17 protein-coding genes are annotated in these 23,032 nt (G+C 72.9%); 13 read left to right on the top strand and 4 right to left on the bottom strand.

All coding sequences use genetic code 11. The annotated features are described in order from the left end of the window. The first annotated feature begins 77 nt into the window (after positions 1–77). The 13 genes from ATC03_RS05785 to ddaH all read left to right on the top strand — a co-directional run bounded on the left by ATC03_RS05785 (position 78) and on the right by ddaH (position 15,392). A complete protein-coding gene (locus ATC03_RS05785; RefSeq protein WP_067881560.1) occupies positions 78–305 on the top strand; it encodes a DUF4177 domain-containing protein in 228 nt (75 codons plus the stop codon). Then, positions 305–775, top strand: a complete 471-nt coding sequence (locus ATC03_RS05790; RefSeq protein ID WP_067874258.1) for a RidA family protein — start codon at positions 305–307, stop codon at positions 773–775. The genes ATC03_RS05785 and ATC03_RS05790 overlap by 1 nt, the downstream gene beginning before the upstream one ends. A 75-nt stretch (positions 776–850) precedes the next feature. Continuing rightward, positions 851–3,334, top strand: coding sequence for an ATP-dependent helicase (locus ATC03_RS05795; protein WP_067874260.1), 2,484 nt, complete (start codon positions 851–853; stop codon positions 3,332–3,334). Between the two features lie 10 nt (positions 3,335–3,344). Beyond that, positions 3,345–3,887: an NUDIX domain-containing protein gene (locus ATC03_RS05800; RefSeq protein ID WP_067874263.1), complete on the top strand. Its 543-nt coding sequence runs from the start codon at positions 3,345–3,347 to the stop codon at positions 3,885–3,887. Beyond that, positions 3,884–4,987, top strand: a complete 1,104-nt coding sequence (locus ATC03_RS05805) for an FUSC family protein (RefSeq protein ID WP_067874266.1) — start codon at positions 3,884–3,886, stop codon at positions 4,985–4,987. Before ATC03_RS05800 ends, ATC03_RS05805 begins: the two co-directional genes overlap by 4 nt. Positions 4,988–5,186: 199 nt before the next feature. Next, positions 5,187–6,353, top strand: coding sequence for an ADP-forming succinate--CoA ligase subunit beta (gene sucC / locus ATC03_RS05810; protein WP_067874269.1), 1,167 nt, complete (start codon positions 5,187–5,189; stop codon positions 6,351–6,353). Between the two features lie 18 nt (positions 6,354–6,371). Beyond that, complete coding sequence (gene sucD, locus ATC03_RS05815; protein WP_067874272.1) at positions 6,372–7,274, top strand: succinate--CoA ligase subunit alpha; 903 nt, start codon at positions 6,372–6,374, stop codon at positions 7,272–7,274. A 186-nt stretch (positions 7,275–7,460) separates the two neighbouring features. Continuing rightward, positions 7,461–9,014, top strand: a complete 1,554-nt coding sequence (locus tag ATC03_RS05820; protein WP_067874275.1) for a hypothetical protein — start codon at positions 7,461–7,463, stop codon at positions 9,012–9,014. A gap of 31 nt (positions 9,015–9,045) precedes the next feature. Beyond that, a complete protein-coding gene (locus ATC03_RS05825) occupies positions 9,046–10,632 on the top strand; it encodes a cell division protein PerM (RefSeq protein ID WP_067874277.1) in 1,587 nt (528 codons plus the stop codon). Positions 10,633–10,641: 9 nt separating this feature from the next. Next, on the top strand, positions 10,642–11,232 hold the full coding sequence (gene purN, locus ATC03_RS05830) for a phosphoribosylglycinamide formyltransferase (RefSeq protein ID WP_067881563.1): 591 nt from the start codon (positions 10,642–10,644) through the stop codon (positions 11,230–11,232). Continuing rightward, entirely contained in the window at positions 11,229–12,839 is a 1,611-nt protein-coding gene (purH, locus tag ATC03_RS05835; protein WP_067874279.1) for a bifunctional phosphoribosylaminoimidazolecarboxamide formyltransferase/IMP cyclohydrolase, read from the top strand. Before purN ends, purH begins: the two co-directional genes overlap by 4 nt. Before the next feature lie 167 nt (positions 12,840–13,006). Continuing rightward, entirely contained in the window at positions 13,007–14,107 is a 1,101-nt protein-coding gene (locus ATC03_RS05840) for a Glu/Leu/Phe/Val dehydrogenase family protein (RefSeq protein WP_227820242.1), read from the top strand. 31 nt (positions 14,108–14,138) lie between these two features. After that, positions 14,139–15,392, top strand: coding sequence for a dimethylargininase (gene ddaH, locus ATC03_RS19945; RefSeq protein WP_084003325.1), 1,254 nt, complete (start codon positions 14,139–14,141; stop codon positions 15,390–15,392). Here ddaH and ATC03_RS05850 read toward each other — a convergent pair. The 4 genes from ATC03_RS05850 to ATC03_RS20210 are packed head-to-tail and all read right to left on the bottom strand — an operon-like array spanning position 15,364 to position 22,961. Further along, positions 15,364–16,062, bottom strand: a complete 699-nt coding sequence (locus ATC03_RS05850) for an ABC transporter ATP-binding protein (RefSeq protein WP_067874281.1) — start codon at positions 16,060–16,062, stop codon at positions 15,364–15,366. The genes ddaH and ATC03_RS05850 overlap by 29 nt on opposite strands. Next, positions 16,059–17,132 (bottom strand): ABC transporter ATP-binding protein, encoded by a 1,074-nt coding sequence (locus ATC03_RS05855; protein WP_084003326.1) that lies wholly within the window; start codon positions 17,130–17,132, stop codon positions 16,059–16,061. Before ATC03_RS05855 ends, ATC03_RS05850 begins: the two co-directional genes overlap by 4 nt. A gap of 4 nt (positions 17,133–17,136) precedes the next feature. Next, on the bottom strand, positions 17,137–19,887 hold the full coding sequence (locus ATC03_RS05860; RefSeq protein WP_067874284.1) for an FtsX-like permease family protein: 2,751 nt from the start codon (positions 19,885–19,887) through the stop codon (positions 17,137–17,139). Continuing rightward, complete coding sequence (locus ATC03_RS20210) at positions 19,884–22,961, bottom strand: hypothetical protein (protein ID WP_152030883.1); 3,078 nt, start codon at positions 22,959–22,961, stop codon at positions 19,884–19,886. The genes ATC03_RS05860 and ATC03_RS20210 overlap by 4 nt, the downstream gene beginning before the upstream one ends. Between the last annotated feature and the right edge of the window lie 71 nt (positions 22,962–23,032).

The raw sequence follows: 23,032 nt of genomic DNA on the forward strand, positions 1-23,032 counted from the left end.
CCTCGGCGGTGCGCGCAGCTCCGCGGTGCCGGTCGAGTCCGATCCGAAGCCGCATGTCGACGAAAGACGAGGGTCCCATGGTCACCTGGGAGTACATCACCACACCGCTGTTGATCCACAACACCGCCGCGATCCTCAACAACTGGGGGTCAGAGGGCTGGGAGCTCGTCCAGATCGTGCAGGGACCGGAGGGCGGGCTCGTCGCATACCTGAAGCGCCCGGTCGGCGGGTCGGAGTCGGCAGCGGCCTCCGCGGGCGCCGCTGCCTCGGCGCAGGCGGCGAAGGCGTTCGAGGGCCAGGCCTGATGGCCGGCTTCGAGGCGCGCCTGGCCGAGCTCGGCATCGTGCTCCCGGATGTCGCGCCGCCCGTCGCGGCGTACGTCCCTGCCGTGGTCACGGGCCCGTACGTGCACACGTCGGGTCAGCTGCCGTTCACGGCCGGCGCGCTGCCGGCGACCGGCAAGGTGGGCGACGGCCACGGACTCGTGCCCGCCGACGACGCCAAGGCGTACGCGCGCACGAGCATCCTCAATGCGCTCGCGGCGGTCCGCGCCGAGATCGGGTCGCTCGACCGCGTCACGCGCATCGTGAAGGTCGTCGGCTTCGTCGCGTCCGACCCGTCGTTCACGGGTCAGCCCGGCGTCATCAACGGCGCGTCCGAGCTCCTCGGCGAGGTCTTCGGCGAGACCGGGCGCCACGCGCGTTCGGCCGTCGGCGTCGCGGTGCTGCCCCTCGACTCGCCCGTCGAGGTCGAGCTCGTCGTCGAGTTCGAGTAGGCCCCGTGCGAGGCTCCCTCGGTCCCATCGGGGCGGGGGAGCGTTGTCGGATGCCGCGCCTAGACTTGTCCGGACATGACGCTGATCCTCGACCCCGACGACCCGGCCGGCTGGCGCGAGGCGCCCGCCGCTGACGGTGCACCCGCCGCGAACGGCTCGCCCGCGGCATCCGGCAACCGCTTCACCGACGGCCTGAACCCCGAGCAGCGCGAGGCGGTCGAGTACCGCGGCCAGGCGCTGCTGATCGTGGCGGGCGCGGGCTCCGGCAAGACCCGGGTGCTGACGCACCGCATCGCGGGCCTCATCGACACCCGCGAGGCGTGGCCGAGCCAGATCCTCGCGATCACGTTCACGAACAAGGCCGCGGCCGAGATGCGCGAGCGCGTCGAGGCGCTCCTCGGCGAGGGCGCATCCGGCATGTGGATCTCGACGTTCCACTCCGCGTGCGTGCGCATCCTGCGGCGCGAGGCCGAGGCGATCGGCCTGTCTTCGACCTTCACGATCTACGACTCGGCCGACACTCGCACGGTGCTGAAGCGCATCATCAAAGAACTCGACGCCGACACCATGGGCTTCACGCCGGCCGGCGCGCAGTCGAAGATCTCCAAGCTCAAGAACGAGCTCTCCGACGTCGAGTCGTACGCGCGCAACGCGAACATGAACGACCCCCAAGAGGTCATGTTCCTCGAGATCTTCCGGCAGTACACACGACGCCTGCGGGCGGCGAGCGCCCTCGACTTCGACGACCTCATCGCCGAGACGGTCTACCTGTTCCGGGCGTTCCCGAAGGTCGCGTCCCTCTACCAGCGGCGGTTCCGCCACATCCTGGTCGACGAGTATCAAGACACGAACCATGCGCAGTACTCGCTGATCCGCGAGTTCACGCAGCCGATCCCGGCTGAGCGCGCCGCCGAGATGGCCGACCACGGCTTCAACGTGGGCGCCGTGGCCGATGCCACCGGCGGCATCCCGGGTGCGAGCCTCACCGTCGTCGGCGACTCCGACCAGTCGATCTACGCGTTCCGCGGCGCTGACATCCGCAACATCTCGGAGTTCGAGCGCGACTTCCCCGGTGCCAAGGTGGTGCTGCTCGAGCAGAACTACCGCTCGACGCAGAATATCCTCTCGGCGGCGAACGCGGTCATCTCGAACAACTTCGACCGCAAAGACAAGAAGCTCTGGACCGCGGTCGGCGACGGCGAGAAGATCACCGGCTACACGGGCTACACCGCGCACGACGAGGCGCAGTTCGTCGCCGACGAGATCGAGGCGCTGCACCGCGCCGGCGTCGCCTACCGCGACATCGCCGTGTTCTACCGCACCAACGCGCAGACGCGAGCGCTCGAGGAGATCTTCGTGCGCTCGGCACTGCCCTACCGGGTGGTCGGCGGCACGAAGTTCTACGAGCGCGCCGAGATCAAGGACGCGATGGCGTACCTCATCTCGGTCGCCAACCCGCTCGACGAGCTCGCACTGCGCCGCATCCTGAACACGCCGAAGCGCGGCATCGGGCCGGCGACCGAGACGGCGCTGGCGAGTTTCGCCGAGGCGAACCAGGTCACGTTCCGCGAGGCCATGCGCTCGGCCGACGCGCTCGGACTCGGGCCGAAGGTCACGGGCGCCATCACGACGCTCGCGAGCGTGCTCGACGAGGCGGCGGCCATGCTCGCGCCGTCGGCGGCCGGCCTCGCGGCGGGCACCAACGAGGGCGCGTCCAAGGTGTGCGACGTGCTGGTGTTCCTGCTCGAGCGCTCCGGGCTCATCGAGACGCTGCGGCGCAGCCGCGACCCGCAAGACGAGACGCGCGCAGAGAACGTCGACGAGCTCGTCGCGCAGACGCGCGACTTCGATCGCGACAACCCGCTCGCCACGGTCGTCGACTTCCTGACGCAGGTGTCGCTCGTCGCCGCGGCCGACGACCTCGACGACGCCTCCGGCACCGTCTCGCTGATGACCCTGCACACCGCGAAGGGCCTCGAGTACCACGCGGTGTTCCTCACGGGGCTCGAAGAGGGTCTCCTGCCGCACCAGATGTCGGCCTCCGAACCCGGAGGCCCCGCCGAGGAGCGTCGGCTCTTCTACGTCGGCATCACGCGTGCGCGCCAGCGCCTCTACATCTCGCTCGCGATGAGCCGCGCCCAGTTCGGCGAGGTCGCCGTCGCGATGCCCTCGCGCTACCTGCAGGAGATCCCCGAGGGCCTCGTCGACTGGAAGCAGTCGCCCGGCATGGCCACCTCACGCGGCGGCACCCAGCCGCGTGCGCTCAACGCCCGTCGTCCGGGCGGCGCGTGGGGCACGCGCGACCGCGATCTCGAGAAGTTCAGCGTGACGGCCTCCGCCAAGCCCAAGGCCGAGTGGGCCAACCGGGTCACGGGCACCGTGCGCGACAACGGCGACCTGACCCTCGAGGCGGGCGACCGCATCCGGCACGTCGACTTCGGCGAGGGCCGGGTCAACCAGGTCACCGGCGAGGGCACGAAGCGCATCGCGCACGTCGCCTTCGACACCGCGGGTCCGAAGAAGCTGCTCATCAAGATCGCCCCCATCGAGAAACTCTGAGGCACCCGGCATGACCTGGCAGACCCGCTCGAGCCGCACGGTCTACGAGAACCCGTGGATCCGGGTGGTCGAAGACGAGGTCGTCCGTCCAGACGGCGAGCCCGGCATCTACGGCGTCGTCGAGATGCGGCATCCCGCGGTGTTCGTGGTGGCCGTCACGGCAGACGACGAGGTGCTGCTCGTGACGGTCGATCGTCATACGGTCGGCGAGTCCGTCGAGGTGCCCGCGGGCGGCAGCGACGGTGAAGACGCACTGCTCGCAGCTCGACGCGAGCTCCTCGAAGAGACGGGGTACGCGGCATCCGAGTGGCGCGAGATCGGGCGCATGAGCGCGCTCAACGGCATCGCCCGAGCGCCCGAGACCGTGTTCCTGGCGACCGGGCTCGAGATCGAGACCTCCCCCGAGCGCCATCAGCACGAGGAGGGCATCAGCCAGGTTCGCGCCGTGCCATGGGTCGAGGTCTGGCGGCTCGTGCGCGACGGCGTCATCACCGATGGCGAGACGGTCGCCGCGCTCGGCTTCGCGGCCGTGCACCTGGGTCGCGTGTCGTGAATCGCTCGACCTCGGTCGGCGGGTGGTGGCGGCAGTTCCGCACGCTCGACGTCGAGGTCGCGGTGCGCGCGGCGATCGGCGCGGCGGTTCCCCTCACGATCCTCGTCGCGACGGGGCGCACCGAGTGGGCCGCGTACGCCGCCTTCGGGGCGATGACCGCGATCTTCGGTCGCAGCGAGCCCTACCGCACGCGCGTCCGCACCGTCACGACCGCCGCCGTCGTGCAGATCACGGCGACCGGACTCGGCATCCTGCTCTCGGTCGTGCACGCCCCGCTCGCCGTCGAGGCGGCGGCGCTCGTCCTGCTCATCGCGGCCGTCATCGTCGCCTACAACCTGCTCGGCGTCACCCCGTCCGGGCCGCTGTTCGCCGTCTTCGGCCTGCTCGTGTGCACGGCGCAGCCGATCGACGACGGCACCGGATGGCAGCGCTGGGGCGTCGCCTGGGCGGCCGCTGCCTTCGCGTGGCTGCTCGCGATGTCGGGCTGGATCCTCCGCCGCGCAGCACCCGGGGCCACGAAGGCCGTCTTCCGAGACCTGCCGCGTCGCACGCCCGTGCGCACCAGAGGATGGAGCGACCCGCGCCTCTGGCTGAACGTCGTGCAGAACGTCGCGGCCGCGCTCCTCGCCGGAGCCGCAGCGCTCGCGCTCGGCATCGGGCACCCCTACTGGGCCGTCGTCAGCGCCGTCGCCGTGATCCCGCCCGCGCGGGCGGCGCACACCGCGCAACGAGCCGTGCACCGGGTGGCGGGCACGCTGGTCGGCGTGGTGGTCACCGCGCTCGTGCTCTGGCCCGACCCCCCGGCCTGGGTGCTCATCGTCGTCATCGCGGTGTGCCAGTTCGGCGCCGAGCTGCTCGTCGGTCGGCACTACGGCGCCGCGCTCGTCTTCGTCACGCCGCTCGCGCTCACCGTCGTGCACCTCGCCTCGCCCGTGCCGCTGTTCGGCCTGCTCGTCGATCGCGTGCTCGAAACCGTGCTCGGCGCGGCCTTCGGCATCCTCGCGGTGCTCGCCGCGCGCCGGTTCGTCGAGGTCAGGCCCATGCCGCCGCCCACGAGTGCGATGCCGAGCGTCGGGCCACCGGCATCCGACCCTCGCTGATCGCACCGCACCGCATGCGCTGACGGCCGTTCGGCGGTGCGTTCCGTGGCCGCGACATCGGCGGGTTCGGAGGCGCCATGCGAGCGGAGTACCATAGACCCGGCCCCAGCGGATATCTCGAGATCGAGACATTCCAGTCGGGCATACACCCACCAGCCACTGTGCGCGGTCGCGCGTGCGGACCGATTGGAAGTAGAGCGTGGATCTTTACGAGTACCAGGCCAGAGACCTGTTCGAACAGTACGGGGTCCCGGTGCTTCCGGGCATCGTCGCCGACACCGCCGAGGAAGTGCGCGCCGCAGCCGAGAAGCTCGGCGGCGTGGTCGTCGTCAAGGCGCAGGTGAAGACCGGCGGGCGCGGCAAGGCAGGCGGCGTCAAGGTCGCCAAGACCCCCGACGAGGCGTTCGAGGCGGCGCAGTCCATCCTCGGCCTCGACATCAAGGGCCACGTCGTCAAGCGCGTCATGGTCGCCGGCGGCGCACGCATCGCGCAGGAGTTCTACTTCTCGGTGCTGCTCGACCGGGCCAACCGCTCCTACCTCTCGCTCACGAGCGTCGAGGGCGGCATGGAGATCGAGCAGCTCGCGGTCGAGAAGCCCGAGGCCCTCGCCCGCATCGAGGTCGACCCCATCGCCGGCATCGACGCCGCCAAGGCCCGCGAGATCGCGGTCGCCGCGAACTTCCCGGCCGAGCTGGTCGACAAGGTCGCCGACGTCTTCGTCAAGCTCTACGAGGTCTACAAGGGCGAAGACGCGACGCTCGTCGAAGTGAACCCGCTGATCCTCGACGAGGACGGCAACGTCATCGCCCTCGACGGCAAGGTCACGCTCGACGAGAACGCCGAGTTCCGTCACGCGAACCACGCGCTCCTCGAAGACAAGGACGCCGCAGACCCGCTCGAGGCCGCGGCCAAGGCGCTCGACCTCAACTACGTCAAGCTCGACGGCGAGGTCGGCATCATCGGCAACGGCGCCGGACTGGTCATGTCCACGCTCGACGTCGTCGCGTACGCCGGTGAGAACCACGGCGGCGTGAAGCCCGCCAACTTCCTCGACATCGGCGGCGGAGCCTCGGCGGAGGTCATGGCCAACGGCCTCGGCATCATCCTCGGCGACCCGCAGGTCAAGAGCGTGTTCGTCAACGTCTTCGGCGGCATCACCGCCTGCGACCAGGTCGCCAAGGGCATCGTCGGCGCGCTCGCCGAGCTCGGCTCGACCGCGAACAAGCCGCTCGTCGTGCGCCTCGACGGCAACAACGTCGTCGAGGGCCGTCGCATCCTCGAGGAGGCCGCGCACCCGCTCGTGACCCTCGCCGAGAACATGGACCAGGGCGCCGACAAGGCCGCCGAGCTGGCGAACGCCGCGTAGAAGAAGGACTGCAGAGCAATGACGATCTTCCTCAACAAGGACTCCAAGGTCATCGTCCAGGGCATCACCGGCGGCGAGGGCTCAAAGCACACCGCGCGCATGCTCGCGGCGGGCACCCAGGTGGTCGGCGGCGTGAACGCGCGCAAGGCCGGCACGAAGGTGCTGCACACGGATGCCGCAGGCAACCCGGTCGAGCTGCCCGTGTTCGCGTCGGTGGCCGAGGCCATCGCGGCGACCGGCGCAGACGTCTCGATCGCGTTCGTGCCGCCGGCGTTCACGAAGGACGCCGTGGTCGAGGCTATCGACGCCGCGATCCCGCTCCTCGTGATCATCACCGAGGGCGTGCCCGTGCAGGACTCCGCCGAGTTCTGGGCGTACGCCAAGGAGAAGGGCGACGCGACGCGCATCATCGGCCCGAACTGCCCCGGCATCATCAGCCCCGGTGAGGCCCTCGTCGGCATCACCCCGGCGAACATCACGGGCAAGGGACCGATCGGCCTCGTCTCGAAGTCGGGCACCCTGACCTACCAGATGATGTACGAGCTGCGCGACCTCGGCTTCTCGACCGCCATCGGCATCGGCGGCGACCCGATCATCGGCACGACGCACATCGACGCCCTCGCGGCGTTCGAGGCCGACCCCGAGACCAAGGCGATCGTGATGATCGGCGAGATCGGCGGCGACGCCGAGGAGCGTGCGGCCGACTTCATCAAGGCCAACGTCACGAAGCCGGTCGTCGGCTACGTCGCGGGCTTCACGGCCCCCGAGGGCAAGACCATGGGTCACGCCGGTGCGATCGTGTCCGGCTCGGCCGGCACCGCGCAGGCGAAGAAGGAGGCCCTCGAGGCCGCCGGCGTCAAGGTCGGCAAGACGCCGTCCGAGACCGCGCAGCTGCTGCGCGAGGTCTACGCCGCCCTCTGATCCCCGGATGCCGCGGCAGACGCCTGATCGTCGACTCGCTGCATCTCCCGAGAACGCCCGTTCCGCCCGTTCCGTGCCTCGCACGGCGGCCGGGGCGGGCGTTTTCGCGTTCGCGTGCTCCGGACTGCTGCGCTGGCGCACCCGCGCCGATATGGTGTGGGTCAGGTGGAGTCCGAGGGGGACGGCATGGCGGAGACGCGCGACCAGGAACTGCTTGCACGCATCGAGGCGCTCGAAGCCGAGAACGCACGGTTGCGCGTCGAGGCGGAGGCGCCGCCGGGCATCGTCGCACCCGTGAAGGTGCGTCGTTCGGGCCGGGGCCGCGTCGCCATCGCGACCGTGCTCGTGATCGTCGGCGTGCTCCTGGCCCCGATCGCGGTCCTCGGCGGCTGGGCCAAGACCCAACTCGTCGACACCGACACCTTCGTCGCGACGTTCGCGCCGCTCGCCGACGACCCCGAGGTGCAGGCCTTCATCGCCGACGAGGCGACCACGGCGATCCTCGACTCGGTCGACATCGAGGGGTACACGACCGCGGTGTTCGACGCGATCAAGGACCTCGGCCTGCCTCCGCGGGCCGAAGAGGCGCTCGGCCTGCTGGAGGGCCCTGCGACGCAGGGCATCCAGTCCCTGGTCGGCCAGCTCGTCAACCGGTTCGTGACCTCGGACGCGTTCGGCGACATCTTCGAGCAGGCGCTGCGCGTCACGCACACGCAGACGATCGCCGCGTTGCAGGGTGATCCCGACGCTGTGCTGGACATCGGTGCCTCTGGCGAGCTCGGCATCCAACTGGGGCCGATCGTCGCGGAGGTCAAGCAGCGACTCATCGACGCGGGCGTCGGGTTCGCGTCGGCGATCCCCGAGGTCGACCGCACGATCGTCGTGGCCCAGTCCGACGCCCTCCCGACGGTGAGGATCGTCTATGCGCTCGCGGTCTCGGCCGGCACCTGGCTTCCGTGGGTCGCCCTCGCGTTCCTCATCGCCGGCATTCTGGTCGCTCCGCGCCGGCGCACGGCGATCATCTGGACCTCGTCCGCGCTCGCGGTGTCGATGCTCATCCTCGGCAGCGGGTTCGGCATCGCGCGACTGTACTTCCTCGGCACGATCGCACCGGGCATCATGCCGGCGGCCGCGGCAGAGGTGATCTACGACAAGATCGTCGACCGGATGGTCGCGACGACCGTGGCGCTGGCGATCTTCGCCGTCGCCGTCGCGGTGATCGCCTGGCTCAGCGGCCCGTGGGCCCTGCCGCGAAAGCTGCGGGGCTTCACCGATGCCGGATTCGGCGCGGTTCGCGGTGCGGCCGCCGAACGCGGTCTCACCACGGGTGCCTTCGGTGCCTGGCTCGGGCGGCAGCGCGTGCTGGTCTTCTCGCTCATCGCGCTCGTCGCCGTCGCCGTCATCCTGTTCTCGCGGCCGATCTCGACGTCCTTGGTGGTCTGGACGATCGTCATCGCCCTGCTCCTCGTCGCGCTCGTCGAACTGCTGCAACGGCCGGCCGATGAGGTGGCGGCCGCGGATGCCGCAGCGGCCGTCGCATCGGAGCAGGCCGAGGCCGAGGCCGCCGAGGCGCTCGCGGCCGAAGACGGGCAGGCCGACACCGCCGTGCTCGTCGAGACATCCGGCGCCGTGATCGCGGACGGCGATGAAGACGCGAAGACGACCGACGTTCTCGATCTCGGCGGCGAGGCAGACCCGAGGGCGACGGGTCCGAAGAAGCGCGGGCGACCTGCGGACTGACCGCCGCTCTCCGGGCTAGGCTCCCGGAGGAATGAGACGCACGACGATCGCCCTGCTCGCCTCCTTGGAGGCGTTCGTCGCGGCGCTCATCGGCTTCGCGCTCGCCATCGTGCCGCTCATGCTGCTGTGGGCCGTGCACTTCGGGCTCGCGGTCGACGCCATGGTCTTCGTGCATGCGGGGGCGGGCGTGTGGCTGCTCGGACACGGCGTGAACCTCATCGCGCAGGTCGACCCGGTGACCGCATCGCGTACGGGGCTCGTCGGCGCCGAGGAGCCGTTCACGATCGCGATCGCCCTGCTCGGCATCGCGCTGCTGACCTGCGCCGCGGGCGTGCGCATCGGTCGTCGTTCGGCGGCGGCCGACCACGCGCTCACCGGCGCCCTCGCGGCCATGGCCGTGTTCGCGCTCGCGGGCTGGGGGGCCTGGGCACTGGTCGATTCGACGGCGCTGCGCACCGACCCGTGGTGGTCGATCGGCCTGCCCGCGTTCGTGGTCGGTCTGGGTGCGCTCATCGGTGCGGTGGGGGAGTCGGTGCGCAATCCGTCGACGGATGTCGCGCGCGCCGGGTTCGTGCGCCGCACGGTCGCCGGCCTGCCACCCGTGCTCACCGAACTGGTCGCCCTCTCGGTCCGCGTCGGCGCGGGGGCGGCGTTCGGGGTGCTCGCGGTGGCCGGCGTGCTCGTCGCGGCCGCGATCCTGCTCGACTACGCCACGATCGCCGGGCTGTACCAGGCCCTCGACCCGGGTGTCGACGGCGGCATCGCCCTGACGATGGCCGAACTGGCACTGCTGCCGAACGTCGTCGTGTGGGCGGCGGCGTGGCTGCTCGGGCCCGGGTTCGCCCTCGGAACGGGTTCGATCGTGTCGTCGGGCGCGACCGTGCTCGGCCCGGTGCCCGGCATCCCGCTGCTCGGCGCCCTGCCCGACGCCTCGCCCGCGCTCGGCGGGCTGTGGCTGGTCGTGCCCGTGCTGCTCGGCTTCGTGGGCGCGTGGATCGTCGCGACGGCGCGAGGGCGTGCGGCCTCTGGCACGGGTGGCACGGAGTGGTGGCGCCCGCTCGCGGTCGCGACCGGCTCGGCCGTCGTGGCCGGACTGGTGCTCGGATTGCTCGCGCGGTGGTCCTCGGGAGCCGTGGGCCCCGGGCGCCTCGCCGAGATCGGCCCCGACGGCGTCGCGGTCGGGCTCGTCGCGGCGACCACCGTCGGCATCGGCGCACTCGTCGGCGGCTACGCGGCCCTGCTGCGCCGACGCGAGGAGGTCGAGTCGTCGCTCGCGCTGCGCGACCGGCGCGCCGATCGTGAGCTGCGGGTCGACGAGCCGCGCGAGTCGGCCGCCCGCCGACCGGAGCCGGCCGACCGGACCGCCCCGGTGGCACCCGACCCGCTGACGAGTCGGCCCGAGCCCGCGCCGCGAGAGCCGGCGACGCAAGAGACCGCACCGCAAGCGCCGGCGAGGATCCAGCCTGAGCCCGGCGATCCCGGCAGGCCCGGCGATCCCGCACCGGTCGATCCCGACGCGCCGTGGTGGCGCCGAGGGCCGGCTCCGACCCGTGACCCAGACGGCGACGTCGGCGACGGCGATGCCCAGGACACCGAGGCCTTCGACACGACCCGGTAGGCTCGGATGGTGCTGAAGCTCGTGGTGCTCATCTCTGGCACCGGATCCAACCTGCGTTCCCTCCTCGAAGCCTCGCGAGACGCCGAGTTCCCCGCTCGGGTCGTCGCGATCGGCGCCGACCGCGACGCCGACGGGCTGGCCCTCGGCGAGGAGTTCGGCATTCCGACCTTCACGGTGCCGTTCACGGCCTTCCCCGACCGCGATGCGTGGGGCGCCGAGTTGATCGACCAGGTGCGGCTCTGGGAGCCCGACCTGGTGATCCTGTCGGGGCTCATGCGGCTGGTTCCGCCCGCCGTGGTCGACGCCTTCTCACCGGCCCTCATCAACACGCATCCGGCCTACCTGCCCGAGTTCCCGGGGGCGCACGGCGTGCGCGACGCCCTCGCGGCCGGGGTCGATCAGACGGGCGCGAGCCTCATTGTGGTCGACAACTCGGTCGACGGCGGTCCGATCATCGCGCAGGAGCGCATCCCGGTGCTGCCGGGCGACACCGAGTCGAGCCTGCACGACCGCATCAAGCCCGTCGAACGCCGCCTGATGATCCAGGCCGTGCTCGACATCGCCAACTCCCATCTCGACCTGAAGGAACTCGCCCGATGAGCGGACACACGATCGACCCGAGCCTCTACCGACCGCGCGACGTCGTGCCCGTGCGCCGGGCGCTCATCGCGGTCAGCGACAAGCGCGGCCTCGTCGATCTGGCGACGAAGCTCATCGCCGCGGGCGTCGAGCTCGTCTCGACGGGCGGCACCGGCAAGGCCATCGCCGACGCGGGCCTGCCGGTCACGCAGGTGGCCGAGGTCACGGGCTACCCCGAGCACCTCGACGGACGCGTCCGCACGCTGCACCCCGCGGTGCACTCGGGCCTGCTCGCCGACCTGCGGCTCGAGCACCACGAGACGCAGCTCGCGGAGCTCGACATCAAGCCCTACGAGCTCGTCGTCGTGAACCTGTACCCGTTCGCCGAGACGGTCGCCTCGGGCGCGGGCGAGGCCGAGGTCGTCGAGCAGATCGACATCGGCGGCCCGGCCATGGTGCGCGCATCGGCGAAGAACCACGCGAACGTGGCCGTCGTGGTCTCGCCCGACCGCTACGACGAGATCGCGGCGTCGGTTGCGGCCGGCGGCACCACCCTCGCCCAGCGCGCGGTGCTCGCCCGCGAGGCGTTCCGGCACACGGCGTCGTACGACGTGGCCGTCGCCTCGTGGATCGGCTCGGTCGTCGCACCCGACCAGCCCGCAGAGGAGTCCCCGTTCCCGGCCTGGGTCGGCGGCACCTGGTCGAAGGTCGCCGACCTCCGCTACGGCGAGAACTCGCACCAGAAGGGCGCGCTCTACGCCGCGAACGGCGGGCGCCCCGGCATCGCGCAGGCCGTGCAGCTGCACGGAAAAGAGATGTCGTACAACAACTACGTCGACGCCGACGCCGCCGTTCGCGCCGCGTTCGACTTCGACGAACCCGCGGTCGCGATCATCAAGCACGCGAACCCGTGCGGCATCGCGGTCGCGTCGCCCGGCGCAGCAGACCCCATCGCCGACGCGCACGCCCGTGCGCACGAGTGCGACCCGGTCTCGGCGTTCGGCGGCGTCATCGCGGCCAACCGCATCGTCACGCTCGCGATGGCCGAGACCGTCTCGGGCATCTTCACCGAGGTGCTCATCGCGCCCGCATTCGAGGCCGAGGCGCTCGAGCTGCTGACCAAGAAGAAGAACATCCGCCTGCTCACGCTGCCAGAGGGCTTCGAGGCGACCTCGGTCGAGTTGAAGCAGGTCTCCGGCGGGCTGTTGCTGCAGCAGGCCGACCGCCACTTCGCTCCGGCCTCCGAATGGACCCTCGCGGCGGGCGAGCCGGCCGACGAGGCCACGCTCGCCGACCTCGAGTTCGCGTGGCGCGCCTGCCGTGCGGTCAAGTCCAACGCGATCCTGCTCGCCTCGGGCGGGGCGTCGGTGGGCGTCGGCATGGGCCAGGTCAACCGCGTCGACTCGTGCAAGCTCGCGATCGAGCGCGCGGGCGAGCGTGCCTCGGGTTCGGTCGCGGCCTCCGACGCGTTCTTCCCGTTCGCCGACGGCCTGCAGATCCTGCTCGACGGCGGCGTGCGCGCGGTCGTGCAGCCCGGCGGGTCGGTGCGCGACGACGAGGTCGTCGAGGCGGCCCGCGCGGCCGGCGTCACGATGTACTTCACGGGCGAGCGCCACTTCTTCCACTGATCGGCGACGGATGCCGCGGGCGGCCGCCCGCGGCATCCGCGACCCGTCGACGCGGCATCCGTCAACCCGTCGACGCATCCCACGAGCGCAGTATTCTTGTGGTGAAGGCGCTCATGAGGCGCCGGAACCGTTCCGCCCACGAGGCGGATGAACAAGGAGAACGATCGATGACGATCACCCACGCCCCTGCCGACCCCCTCGCAGCCCGGGCGACCATGACAGCCCTCCCGCTCGAAGCCCCCGATCACGAGCGCGTGCTCATCTCGCACGGACGCCGATCCGGGCTCACGATCATCGTGGCGGTGCACTCGACCCGACTGGGCCAGGCCCTCGGCGGCGCGCGCGTCTGGCGGTACGCGAGCTGGACCGACGGCCTCGCCGACGCGCTGCGCCTCTCGCAGGCGATGACCATGAAGAACGCCGCGGCCGGACTCGCGCGCGGCGGCGGCAAGGCCGTCGTCGTGATCCCCGACGGCGCACCCCTCGACGGTCGGGCCGTCCACGACGCCATGCTCGACCTGGGCGATGCCGTCGAGTCGCTCGGCGGCGCCTACATGACCGCCGAAGACGTCGGCACGAGCGCCGAGCGCATGGCCGTCGTCGCCGAGCGCACGGCGCACGTCTGCGGGCTCCCGGCCGAGCAGGGCGGCGTGGGCGAACCGGCCGACGCGACCGCCGCCGGCGTGCACGCGTCGATCCTCGCCACGCTCGAGCACGTCTTCGGCTCGCGCGACCTGGCCGGCCGACACCTCGTGATCTCGGGTCTCGGGCAGGTCGGCGGACGCCTCGCGAGGTCGCTCGCGGCCGGCGGCGCCGAGCTCACGGTGACGGATGTCGCGACCGGCAAGCGGGCCCTCGCCGACGAGCTCGACGCGGCCTGGGTCGACCCGGCCGACGCGCATCTCGTCGAGGCCGACGTGTTCGTGCCGTGCGGGCTCGGCGGCGCGCTGACACCCGAGGTGGTGCGCGACCTGCGGGTCAGGGCCGTCGTCGGTGCGGCGAACAACCAGCTCGCCTCGCGCGAGGTGGCGGGCCTCCTCACCGAACGCGGCATCGTCTGGGCGCCCGATTTCGTCGTGAACGCGGGCGGCGTCATCTACCTCGATGTCGCGAGCGGTGACGACGCCGACGCCGACGCACTCGACGCCCGCATCGCGGCGATCGGCGACACCGTGGCATCCGTGCTCCGATCGGCCGACGAGCACGGCACCACGACGCTCGCGGCGGCCGACCGCCTCGCCCACGCCAGGCTCGACGCCGCGAACTGACTGCGCGGCGGGGGCCGCTAGGCTCAACCCCATGACGTCCCCCGCCGCCACGCCCGCCGCCCCTGCCCGGTTCACGCCGGAGCCGACGCTCGGACGCCGGGTTCTGGCCGTCTTCCTCGCCTCGGCGGCGGTCGCCGGGCTCGCGGGCCTCGTCGCCATCGTCGCGTTCTTCATCGGCAACGGGCAGTCGCCGCAGGCGTTCGCGCAGGTCTCGGGGCACTTCGCCCTGGTCGCGTTCATCACCTGGGCGCTGCTCTCGGTGGGCAACGCCGCCGGCGCGACGCGGGCCTGGTTCCTGACGCTCATCGTGGGCTTCACATCGGCCTGCCTGGCGGCGCTCGTCGGCACGACCGTCACGGCGACGTCGATCGGCATCCCGTTCTCGGGCCCGCTCTTCCTCTTCGTCGTCGGTTCGCTCGTGAGCCTGAACCTGCTCTTCATCGTCGCGGTGGTCGTGGGCGAGATGCTGCTCGCGCCGCGCGTGCTGAACGGCATCCTCTCGTACGCCCCGAAGCGGGCGGCGCGGCGCATCGCGCTCGTGCGCATCCCGGCGACCAACCTCGACGAGGGACTGCTCACGCACCTCGACCGTCGTCCCGTCGACCACGCGCTCGCCGACGAGCAGTGGGACAACTACTGCGCCGCGCTCGTGGCGGAGGGCTGGGAGACCGTCGAGGTCGATGCCGCGCCCGACCTGGCCGACTCGGTGTTCGTCGAGGACGCGGTGGTCATGTTCGGCGACCTCGCCGTGATCGCGCACCCCGGCGCCGAGTCGCGTCGCCCCGAGACCGAGGCGGTCGAGCGCGCGGTGCGCAACATCCCCGGCATCACGGTCGCGACCATCCTCGCGCCCGGAACGCTCGACGGCGGCGACGTGCTCAAGGTCGGCTCGACCGTCTACGTCGGCGCGAGCTCGCGCACGAACGCCGAGGGCATCCGCCAGTTGCGTGCGCTGCTCGCGCCGCACCGCTACGAGGTCGTCGCCGTGCCGTTGACCAAGGCGCTGCACCTGAAGAGCGCCGTGACGGCGCTGCCAGACGGCACCGTGATCGGCGACCCCGATCTCGTCGACGTGCCGAGCCTGTTCCCGCGATTCCTGCCGGTGCGCGAGCCCGAGGGCGTCGCGGTCGTCGCGTTGAGCGACGAGTCGCTGCTCATGTCGTCGGCGGCCCCCGAGACCGCGGCGATGCTCTCGAACCTCGGCTATCGGGTCGTGACGGTTGACATCAGCGAGTTCGAGAAGCTCGAAGGCTGCGTCACGTGCCTGTCGGTGCGGGTGCGCTGACCCGCTTCACGACCCCGTCGTGCAGTTCGAGCACGCGGTCGGCTCGGCGCACGAGCGCCGGATCGTGCGTCGTGACCACCGCGGCCACACCTCGGGCGTGCACGAGCTCGCCGATGAGGTCCATCACCGTCGCCGCGGTGCTGCTGTCGAGCTGCCCCGTCGGCTCATCGGCCAGCAGCAGGCTCGGTCGCGCCGCGAGCGCGCGGGCGATGCCCACGCGTCGCTGCTGACCGCCTGAGAGCTCGTACGGTCGCTGCGATCCGTGCGCGCCCAACCCGACCGCCTCGAGCGCCTCGGCGACGCGCGCACCGCGCTCGACCGGCGGCATGCGGAGCAGGCGCAACGGCACCTCGACGTTCTCGGACGCCGAGAGCACCGGGATGAGGCCGAACGACTGGAACACGTAGCCGAGTCGCTCGCGGCGGATCGCCGCCAGTGCGTCGTCGTCGAGCGTCGAGAGGTCGGAATCGCCGAGCAGGACCCGGCCCGAGGTGGGGCGGTCGAGGCCGCCGAGCAGGTTCAGCAGGGTCGTCTTGCCGGCTCCCGACGGCCCGGTGACGACGAGGAGTTCACCGGGGCGGACCTCGAGCGAGACGTCGATCACGGCATGGACGACGCCCGCATGCGTCTCGAAGTCGCGGCCGACGTGCTCGGCCTTCAGCGTGGTCATCGCGTCTCCTCCCCGTCGGGTGCGGCGTGCCGCGGGGCATGCCGTGGTGCGTCCGGTGCGGTGGCGGCAGCGTCGCCCGCCGCGGCCCGGCGCCCGGTGGCATCGGGGCGATCGGCGGGTGCGGCGGCGGGGTTCGACTCGGTGGCGACGTCGGATCGACGGTCGGCCGCGGCATCCGCCCCGCTGGTGCCGCTGCCGGGCCAGACGCCGACGTGGTCGGGCTCGAGCGCGAGACGCACCCGGTCGCGCAGGTCGAGGCGCTGCACGAATTCGTGCGGCAGCTGCAGGCGCCCGACGCGGTCGAGCACCGCGAACTCCTCGGCGATGTGCTCCTCGGTGCCGTGCTCGTCGACGCGCGTCGAGCGCAGCACCTCGGTGGAGGTGCGACCGTCGCGGATCTGCACGGTGCGCCGCACGTGGTCCGACACGGTGGGGTCGTGCGTGACGATGAGCGTGGTCACGCCCAGCTCCTCGTTGACGCTGCGCATGGCATCGAGCACGGCGGCCGACGTGGCCTCGTCGAGTTCGCCCGTCGGTTCGTCGGCGAGCAGCACGAGCGGGTCGTTCGCGAGCGCGACGGCGATGGCGACGCGCTGCTGCTGACCGCCCGAGAGCTCGGCGGGTCGGCGGTCGTGCACCTCGCCGACCTGGAGCAGCTCGAGCAGTTCGCCCACGCGTGCGCTCCGGGCCGCGCCGCGCGAGGTGCCGGCGACGTTCATCGCGAGAGCGATGTTCTCGGCCGCGGTGAGGTAGGGGAGGAGGTTTCGCGAGGTCTGCTGCCAGACGAAGCCGACGGTGCGCCTGCGGTACTGCACCCGCTCGCGCGAGCGCATGGCGAGCAGGTCGTGGCCGGCCACGCTCGCACTGCCCGCGGTCGCCGTGTCGAGCCCCGAGAGGATCGTGAGCAGGGTCGACTTGCCGGAGCCGGAGGCGCCGATCACGGCCACCATCTCGCCGGGTTCGACGCGCAGGTTCAACCCCTGCAACGCCTGCACCTCGACCCCGTCGGCCGTGAAGATGCGCACCAGGTCGGTGCACAGGATGTGCGGGCCGGTCAGCGTGTCTGCCACGTGATCATCCTTCCTCCTCCTTGCGCATCGCGCGCGCCACGTCGATGCGCGACCCGAACGAGGCGGCGAGCGCCGACGCGACGATCGTCACGATGACGGATGTCGCGAGCACCCCCGCGATGAGCCACGGGTCGTAGGCGACCGCGGGTTGGGCGTCGCCGCCGGTGAACGAGCTCAGGTCGATTCCGCCGAGCACCACGAACGGCAGCACGGCCCCGAGCGCGGCGCCGACCACGAGCGACACGGCCGTGACCGGTGCGATCTCCCAGGCGACGAGCGCGCGCTCGCCGCGGCGGTCGAGGCCGAGGGTCGCGAGCAGGGGCAGCAGGCGATCGCGGGCGGGTCGTCCGACGATCAGCGTCAGGACGATCGCGAGCGCGGTGAGCAGGCTCACCAGCACGATCGCGGCGAAGAGCGCGGCGACGAGCCCCTGCACGGTCGGCCGGGAGCCGAGGTCCTCGGCCACGCGATCGGGCGTCTCCACGGTGCTGTCGGGCGAGATGTGCTCGAGGTCGGCGACGACGGCCTCCGCGTCGACGCCGGGGTCGAATCGCACGAGCACCGTGCGGGGCACGAGCGTGTCGGTGTACGGGCGGGCGTTCGCGACATCGATGAGCATCCAGTTCGCACGGGGCGAGTACGCGGTGGTGCCCTCGACCACGCCCTCGACCGAGAACGGGTCCCCGTCGATCTCGACCTCGGTGGCCTCGGCGGTGACCGAGTCCACGACCCCGGAGACGAGCACGGGCACGCCGTCGGCTGACGGCGGGTCGGCGAGCGAGTCCGGCAGGGGCGTCGCGTCGGGCCGTCCGTGCTGCACGACCTGCATCTCGGCGACGTCGATCACGATGAGCGTCGTGGTGCGCTGCCGGCCGTCGATCGTGATCGACGCGTTGCGGGTCGAGTAGACCGGGGCGATCGCCTCGACGCCGGGCACCGCCCGCATCTCGTCGAGCTGCGCCCGCGTGAGCGGTCGACCGGCGACCGAGGCATCGGCTCCGACGCGGTGGGATGCCGCGGCCTCGACGCCCGAGCGGATCGTGCCGAGCAGCACCGACGAGAACACGGCGACCGCGACGCCGACCACGACCGCGAGCACGGGCACGAGCCCGGCCGACGGGTCGCGGAGCGCCCGAGCCGATCCGAGGAACCCGACGAGCCCGGGCTTGGCGGCCATCGAGCGCACGATGCGCGCGAGCGGCAACGGGTAGATCCGGAGCACGACGAGGCAGGCCACGAGCGAGAGCAGCAGCGGAACGGCGGCGAGCAGCGGGTCGACGCCGACCGAGGCCGCCGACGAGGCGAGGCCGCGTCGGAACAGCAGTACCACTGAGGCCGCGGCGAGCAGCACGAGCACCAGCTCGCCGATCCAGCGCAGTCGCCCGCCGCCCGCTGCGCCGAGGTCGGCGCGGACCCGCCTGAGCGGGCTCAGCGAAGGGGCCGAGGCGATGAGGAGCGCCGCCGGCGTGACGGCGAACACCGCGGCGACGACCCACCCGGCGGCTCCGCCGTCGGCGTCGAACGCCAGGGTTCCGAGGATGCCGCCGAGGATCGCGGCGGGCAGGCCGATGAGCCCGCCCTCGATGGCGAGGATGCCGCGGAGCTGCCCGTTCGAGGCGCCGCGGGCGGCCACGAGTTCGAGGCCCTCGCGCCGACGCTCGAAGACGACGCGTGCACCGAGCACGAGCACGGCGACCATCACGCCGATCGGCCCGGACGCGACGGTGGCGAGCAGGGCATCGCTCGCGGCGGCCGCGGCGGCCGCGAGCGCGAGCTCGTCGCGCAGGCTGCTCGCGAAGCCGAGGCCGGCCACCGTGTAGTACTCGTCGACCCAGCCGCCGTCGCCGACCGCGTGGAGGTCGCTCGAGAAGCGCCCGAGCATGGGCGCGAGTTCGGCCGAGGCATCCGCCGTGATGCTCGCGGTGTCGATCGGGATCCAGACCTCGAGCGTGAGCGGCACGCTCACCCGCGCGAAGTCCGACCACGACGCCGGGTCGAGGAACGCGACGGCGGTGATCTCGGGCGGCGCGAGACCGTTGTCGACGACCGACGGCTCGAGGGCTGGCACGATGTGGGTCCAGACTCCGTCGGTGGCGTCGACGGGGGAGACCGTGCCGGAGAGCACCACGGGTTGCGAGGTGCCGTCGATGTCGATGAAGCGCTGCTCGCCGAGCGCCCATTCCATGCGCTCGGCGACGGCATCGGTGAGCACGAGCTCGATGGGCGTGCTCGATGGGACCGGCGCCTCGATGGGGGCCGGCCAGGCACCGGAGGTCAGTTCGACGTGCTCGCGGAGCCGGGGATCGAACCCGGGCATGACGCGGTACGACGGCGCGCTCGGGCCGGCGCCGGGGACCTGCGCGCGCACCGGGGCGACCGTGAGCATCGCGAGGGGCGGTTCGGTGATCGCGGCGAGTCGCGGGGGCATCTCGTCGACGATCGCCGCGAGGTGATCCTCCTGCGCGCCCCAGACCGCCTCGACGTCGGGGGCGAGGGTGGTGCCGTTCGCCGACGGGCCGACGCTTGGCCGCTCCCGCGCCGAGGCGGTGAGGTCGAGCTCGGCCGCCGGGAGGTCGGCGAGCTGCTCGTGGAGGGCCTCGGTGTGCAGCGCGGTCGCGGCGCGCGGCACCGCGGTGGCCAGCAGCGCACCGACGAGCACGAGCAGGGCGAGCGCGATCGACGCCCCCGGCGAGGTCGTCAGGTGTCGGCGCAGCAGTCCGGCGGTCGAGAGCCGCGAACGGCGCGAGCCCCTCATCGCTCCTCCTCGCGGATGCCGGGCGTCGCCGCCAGTCGTCGCACGGATGCCGCGGCGAGCCGGCCGATCAGGGCCGTCGCCGCGACGAACGCGACGAGTCCGAGCGCCCACGGCACCACGTCGAGCGTCAGGTCGACGCCCAGCGAGGCCGGCGCTCCGGCGACCGCGGCGCGCGCGAGCTCCCTGGCGGTCACGGCCGCGGTGAGCGCGCCGACGGCCGCCCCGACGACGACGGCCGTGCCGAGCGCCGCCGCGAGCTCGGCCGACCGTGCCCTCGCCTGGAGCGTCGCGGGCATGCCGAGCGCGCGCAGCACGACGACCTCGCCGAAGCGCGCGCGGGAGAGCGCGGCGGTGAGGGCGGCCACCGCGACCGCCGCGAAGAGCAGCGCGCCCCCGGCCCCCGCCCAGAGTGCGGCGACGGCCGGTCCGATGAGCGGCGCGGACGACGCGTCGGCCAGCGTCGTCGTGGTGAGCGCCGTGCTCCGCTCCTCGCGGATGCCGTCGGCGACGGCCGACGGCTCGGAGGTGGAGATCCACCGGTCGGTGTACGCCGGCACGCCCGCTCCCGCGACGAACGCGGCCTGGGAGAGGCCCGCGAGGTCGACGAGCAGGCCGGAGCCGCCCGCGCCCGGCACGGCGGGGGCGATGCCCGCGACGACGGCCGTGACATCCGCACCGCCCGTGAGCAGCCGGAAGGTGAACGCATCGCCGGGCCGGACGTCGATGCGCGCGGCGAGGGGCGCCCCGAGCACCGCGGGCACGGGTTCGACCTCGGCCGCACCGGCGACGGGCGTGCGCGCGGTCGGCGTCTTCGCGCTCACCCGCACGACCGTATCGGCAGCTAGGTCGGATGCCGCGGGCGCGCCGTCGATCCGGACGTCGCCGAAGCGCACCTCGACCGTGCCGAGCCCCTGCGATCCGTCGAGGGTCGCGTCGAAGCCGAGCAGCCGCAGCCCGCCGAGTTCGGGCAGTGCGACCCGACCGGCGCCGCCGCCCGCTGCAACGTCGAACGAGCCCGCCGGCAGCCGGGCGGCGTCGCCGTCGGGTCCGAGCACCCATGCCGCGACCGCGACGGAACCGGGAACGCCGGGCGCCGTGACCTGCACATCGACGTCGAGCGTCGAGGCGCCCGACGGGAGTTCGGGTGCCTGAACAGACTGGAGCGCGGAGGGATCGAGGGTGGAACCTCCGTCGGCCGCGGCCGACGAACCCGCGCCCGCGCCTGCGTCGGCCGAGGCATCGGCAGCGGGCAGCGCGATGAGCGTCGCGGGTTCGGAGCCGATGCGCGCCTCGCCGCGGAACACGGGCAGGCTCGAATCGACGCCCGGCGCCCCCGCGAACGGGTCGACGAGCGCGAGCGGATCGGCGTCATGCACGAGCGACCGGCCCGCGTACGCGACCCGCACGTCGTCGCCGACCGCCATCGCCGAGGCCGCCCGGTCGAAGCTCTGCCAGCTGCCGGCGAACGCCGCGGCGAGGGTCAGGCCGCCGATCGCGAGCACCGTCACGAGCGATGCGGAGGCGTAGAGTCCGGCGCGCCGTGCGAGCTGGCGCATCGGCAGCGCGGGCACGAGCCCGGGGCGTGCGACGGCGAGCCGCTCGAGCACGCGCGCGACCGGACGCGCGAGGGCGTTGCCGACGAGGGCGAGCGCCACGAGCACGAGCACGGGCGCGAGCACGGCGACCGGATCGACCTCGAGCACGCCCGACGCGTTCGCCACGAGGGGGGATCCGTAGAGCCGGAACTGCCACAGCGTCACGGCCGCGGCGACCACGACGAGCAGTACGCCGCCGGCGACGGCCGCCCGCGGCATCCGCCCCACCTCGTCGCCCGAGCCGCGCAGCAGCGGACGCGTGGCCTCCCACCAGGCGCGACCGGCCACGAGGGCGACGGCACCGAGGGTCGCGACGCCCGCAACGAGCGCCGCGATCGCCCAGGACCGGCCCTCGTCGGGGCGCAGGGCGCGGAGCACGGCCTCGGCGACGGCGGCACCGGCGAGCGCGGTCGGCAGGGCGATGGTCGCGACCTCGCCCGCGGTGATGGACGCGAGCCGAACGGCCGAGGCCCCTCGTGCGCGGAGCAGCTGGGTCTCGCCGCGGCGACCGGCCGCGAGGAGCGCCGCGAGCCGGTCGACGGCGGCGAACCCGGCGAACCCGAGCAGCAGCACGGGCAGCGGTGCGACGGCTCGCACGGTCGTGAGGCCGGCGAGCAGGCGATCGAGCGTGCCGACGAGTCCGCCGGAGGTGCCGAGCCCATCGGTGCCGATGCCGTCGGCGGCGCGAAGGGCGGGTTCCACGTTCGGGAGCACGGCACGCAGGTCGGCCGCAGTCTCGGGGGTCGACGAGGCGGGCGTCGTGATCGCCGTCCAACGCACGACGACCGCCGCAGGCAGGTCGGCGAGCGCGCCCTCGTCGGCGACCACGAACGGGCCGACCGCGCCCTCGACCGCGCCGGCCGAGACGACCGGGTCGTCGAACCAGACCGGGGCGGCGGCGTCATCGGGCGTCCACGTGCCGACGACGACCAGCGGCGGGGTTGCCGGCGAGCCGACCCCGCCGAGCTCGACGACGTCGCCGAGCTCGAGCCCCTGCGCCTCGGCGGCGGCGGCCTGCACCGTGGTCGGAATGCCGCCGGATGCCGCGCGCGCGGCGATCGCGGCCGCGTCGGGGTCGTCGGGCCAGACGCCGCTCGCGAGCGTGGACCGGTCGGCGAGCCCGTCGTCGGCGAGGATCACCGCGTCGAAGGCGCCGTCGCCGCCGCGCGCGTCGACGGGGGACGCCTGCACCGATCTCGACCACTCGGCGCCGCGGGGCACGAGCAGGCGATCGAGCACGGATGCCGCGGCATCCGCCTGTTCGACGGGATCGCCCGAGATGCGGATCTGCCACCGCGCGGCCCCGTCGGTGCCGGTGGCCGCTGCGAGCCCGTTCCGAAGGCCGCTGAGCGAGGCGCTCGCGAGGGAGTCGACGATCGCGGTGCCGAGGAACGCGAGCACGAGGACGACCGCCGCGAGGGCCGCGAACACGCCACCGTGGGCGCGGGCGCGCGCCGCAGCGGTCGATGTCGCTCCCACGCGACCTCCTCGTGATGGTTCGGGTCTCGTCGCGGAGCGGGTCGGGGGCGGGGTTCAGGGCGCCGCACGTG

It is taken from the genome of Agromyces aureus (genome assembly GCF_001660485.1).
In the GTDB taxonomy this organism is placed as follows: domain Bacteria; phylum Actinomycetota; class Actinomycetes; order Actinomycetales; family Microbacteriaceae; genus Agromyces; species Agromyces aureus.

Coding starts and splice junctions, on each gene's coding strand:
- ATC03_RS05785 (WP_067881560.1), top strand. CDS start 78: ATGGTCACCTGGGAGTACATCACCACACCGCTGTTGATCCACAACACC.
- ATC03_RS05790 (WP_067874258.1), top strand. CDS start 305: ATGGCCGGCTTCGAGGCGCGCCTGGCCGAGCTCGGCATCGTGCTCCCG.
- ATC03_RS05795 (WP_067874260.1), top strand. CDS start 851: ATGACGCTGATCCTCGACCCCGACGACCCGGCCGGCTGGCGCGAGGCG.
- ATC03_RS05800 (WP_067874263.1), top strand. CDS start 3,345: ATGACCTGGCAGACCCGCTCGAGCCGCACGGTCTACGAGAACCCGTGG.
- sucD (WP_067874272.1), top strand. CDS start 6,372: ATGACGATCTTCCTCAACAAGGACTCCAAGGTCATCGTCCAGGGCATC.
- ATC03_RS05820 (WP_067874275.1), top strand. CDS start 7,461: ATGGCGGAGACGCGCGACCAGGAACTGCTTGCACGCATCGAGGCGCTC.
- ATC03_RS05825 (WP_067874277.1), top strand. CDS start 9,046: ATGAGACGCACGACGATCGCCCTGCTCGCCTCCTTGGAGGCGTTCGTC.
- purH (WP_067874279.1), top strand. CDS start 11,229: ATGAGCGGACACACGATCGACCCGAGCCTCTACCGACCGCGCGACGTC.
- ATC03_RS05840 (WP_227820242.1), top strand. CDS start 13,007: ATGACGATCACCCACGCCCCTGCCGACCCCCTCGCAGCCCGGGCGACC.
- ddaH (WP_084003325.1), top strand. CDS start 14,139: ATGACGTCCCCCGCCGCCACGCCCGCCGCCCCTGCCCGGTTCACGCCG.
- ATC03_RS05850 (WP_067874281.1), bottom strand. CDS start 16,062: ATGACCACGCTGAAGGCCGAGCACGTCGGCCGCGACTTCGAGACGCAT.
- ATC03_RS05860 (WP_067874284.1), bottom strand. CDS start 19,887: ATGAGGGGCTCGCGCCGTTCGCGGCTCTCGACCGCCGGACTGCTGCGC.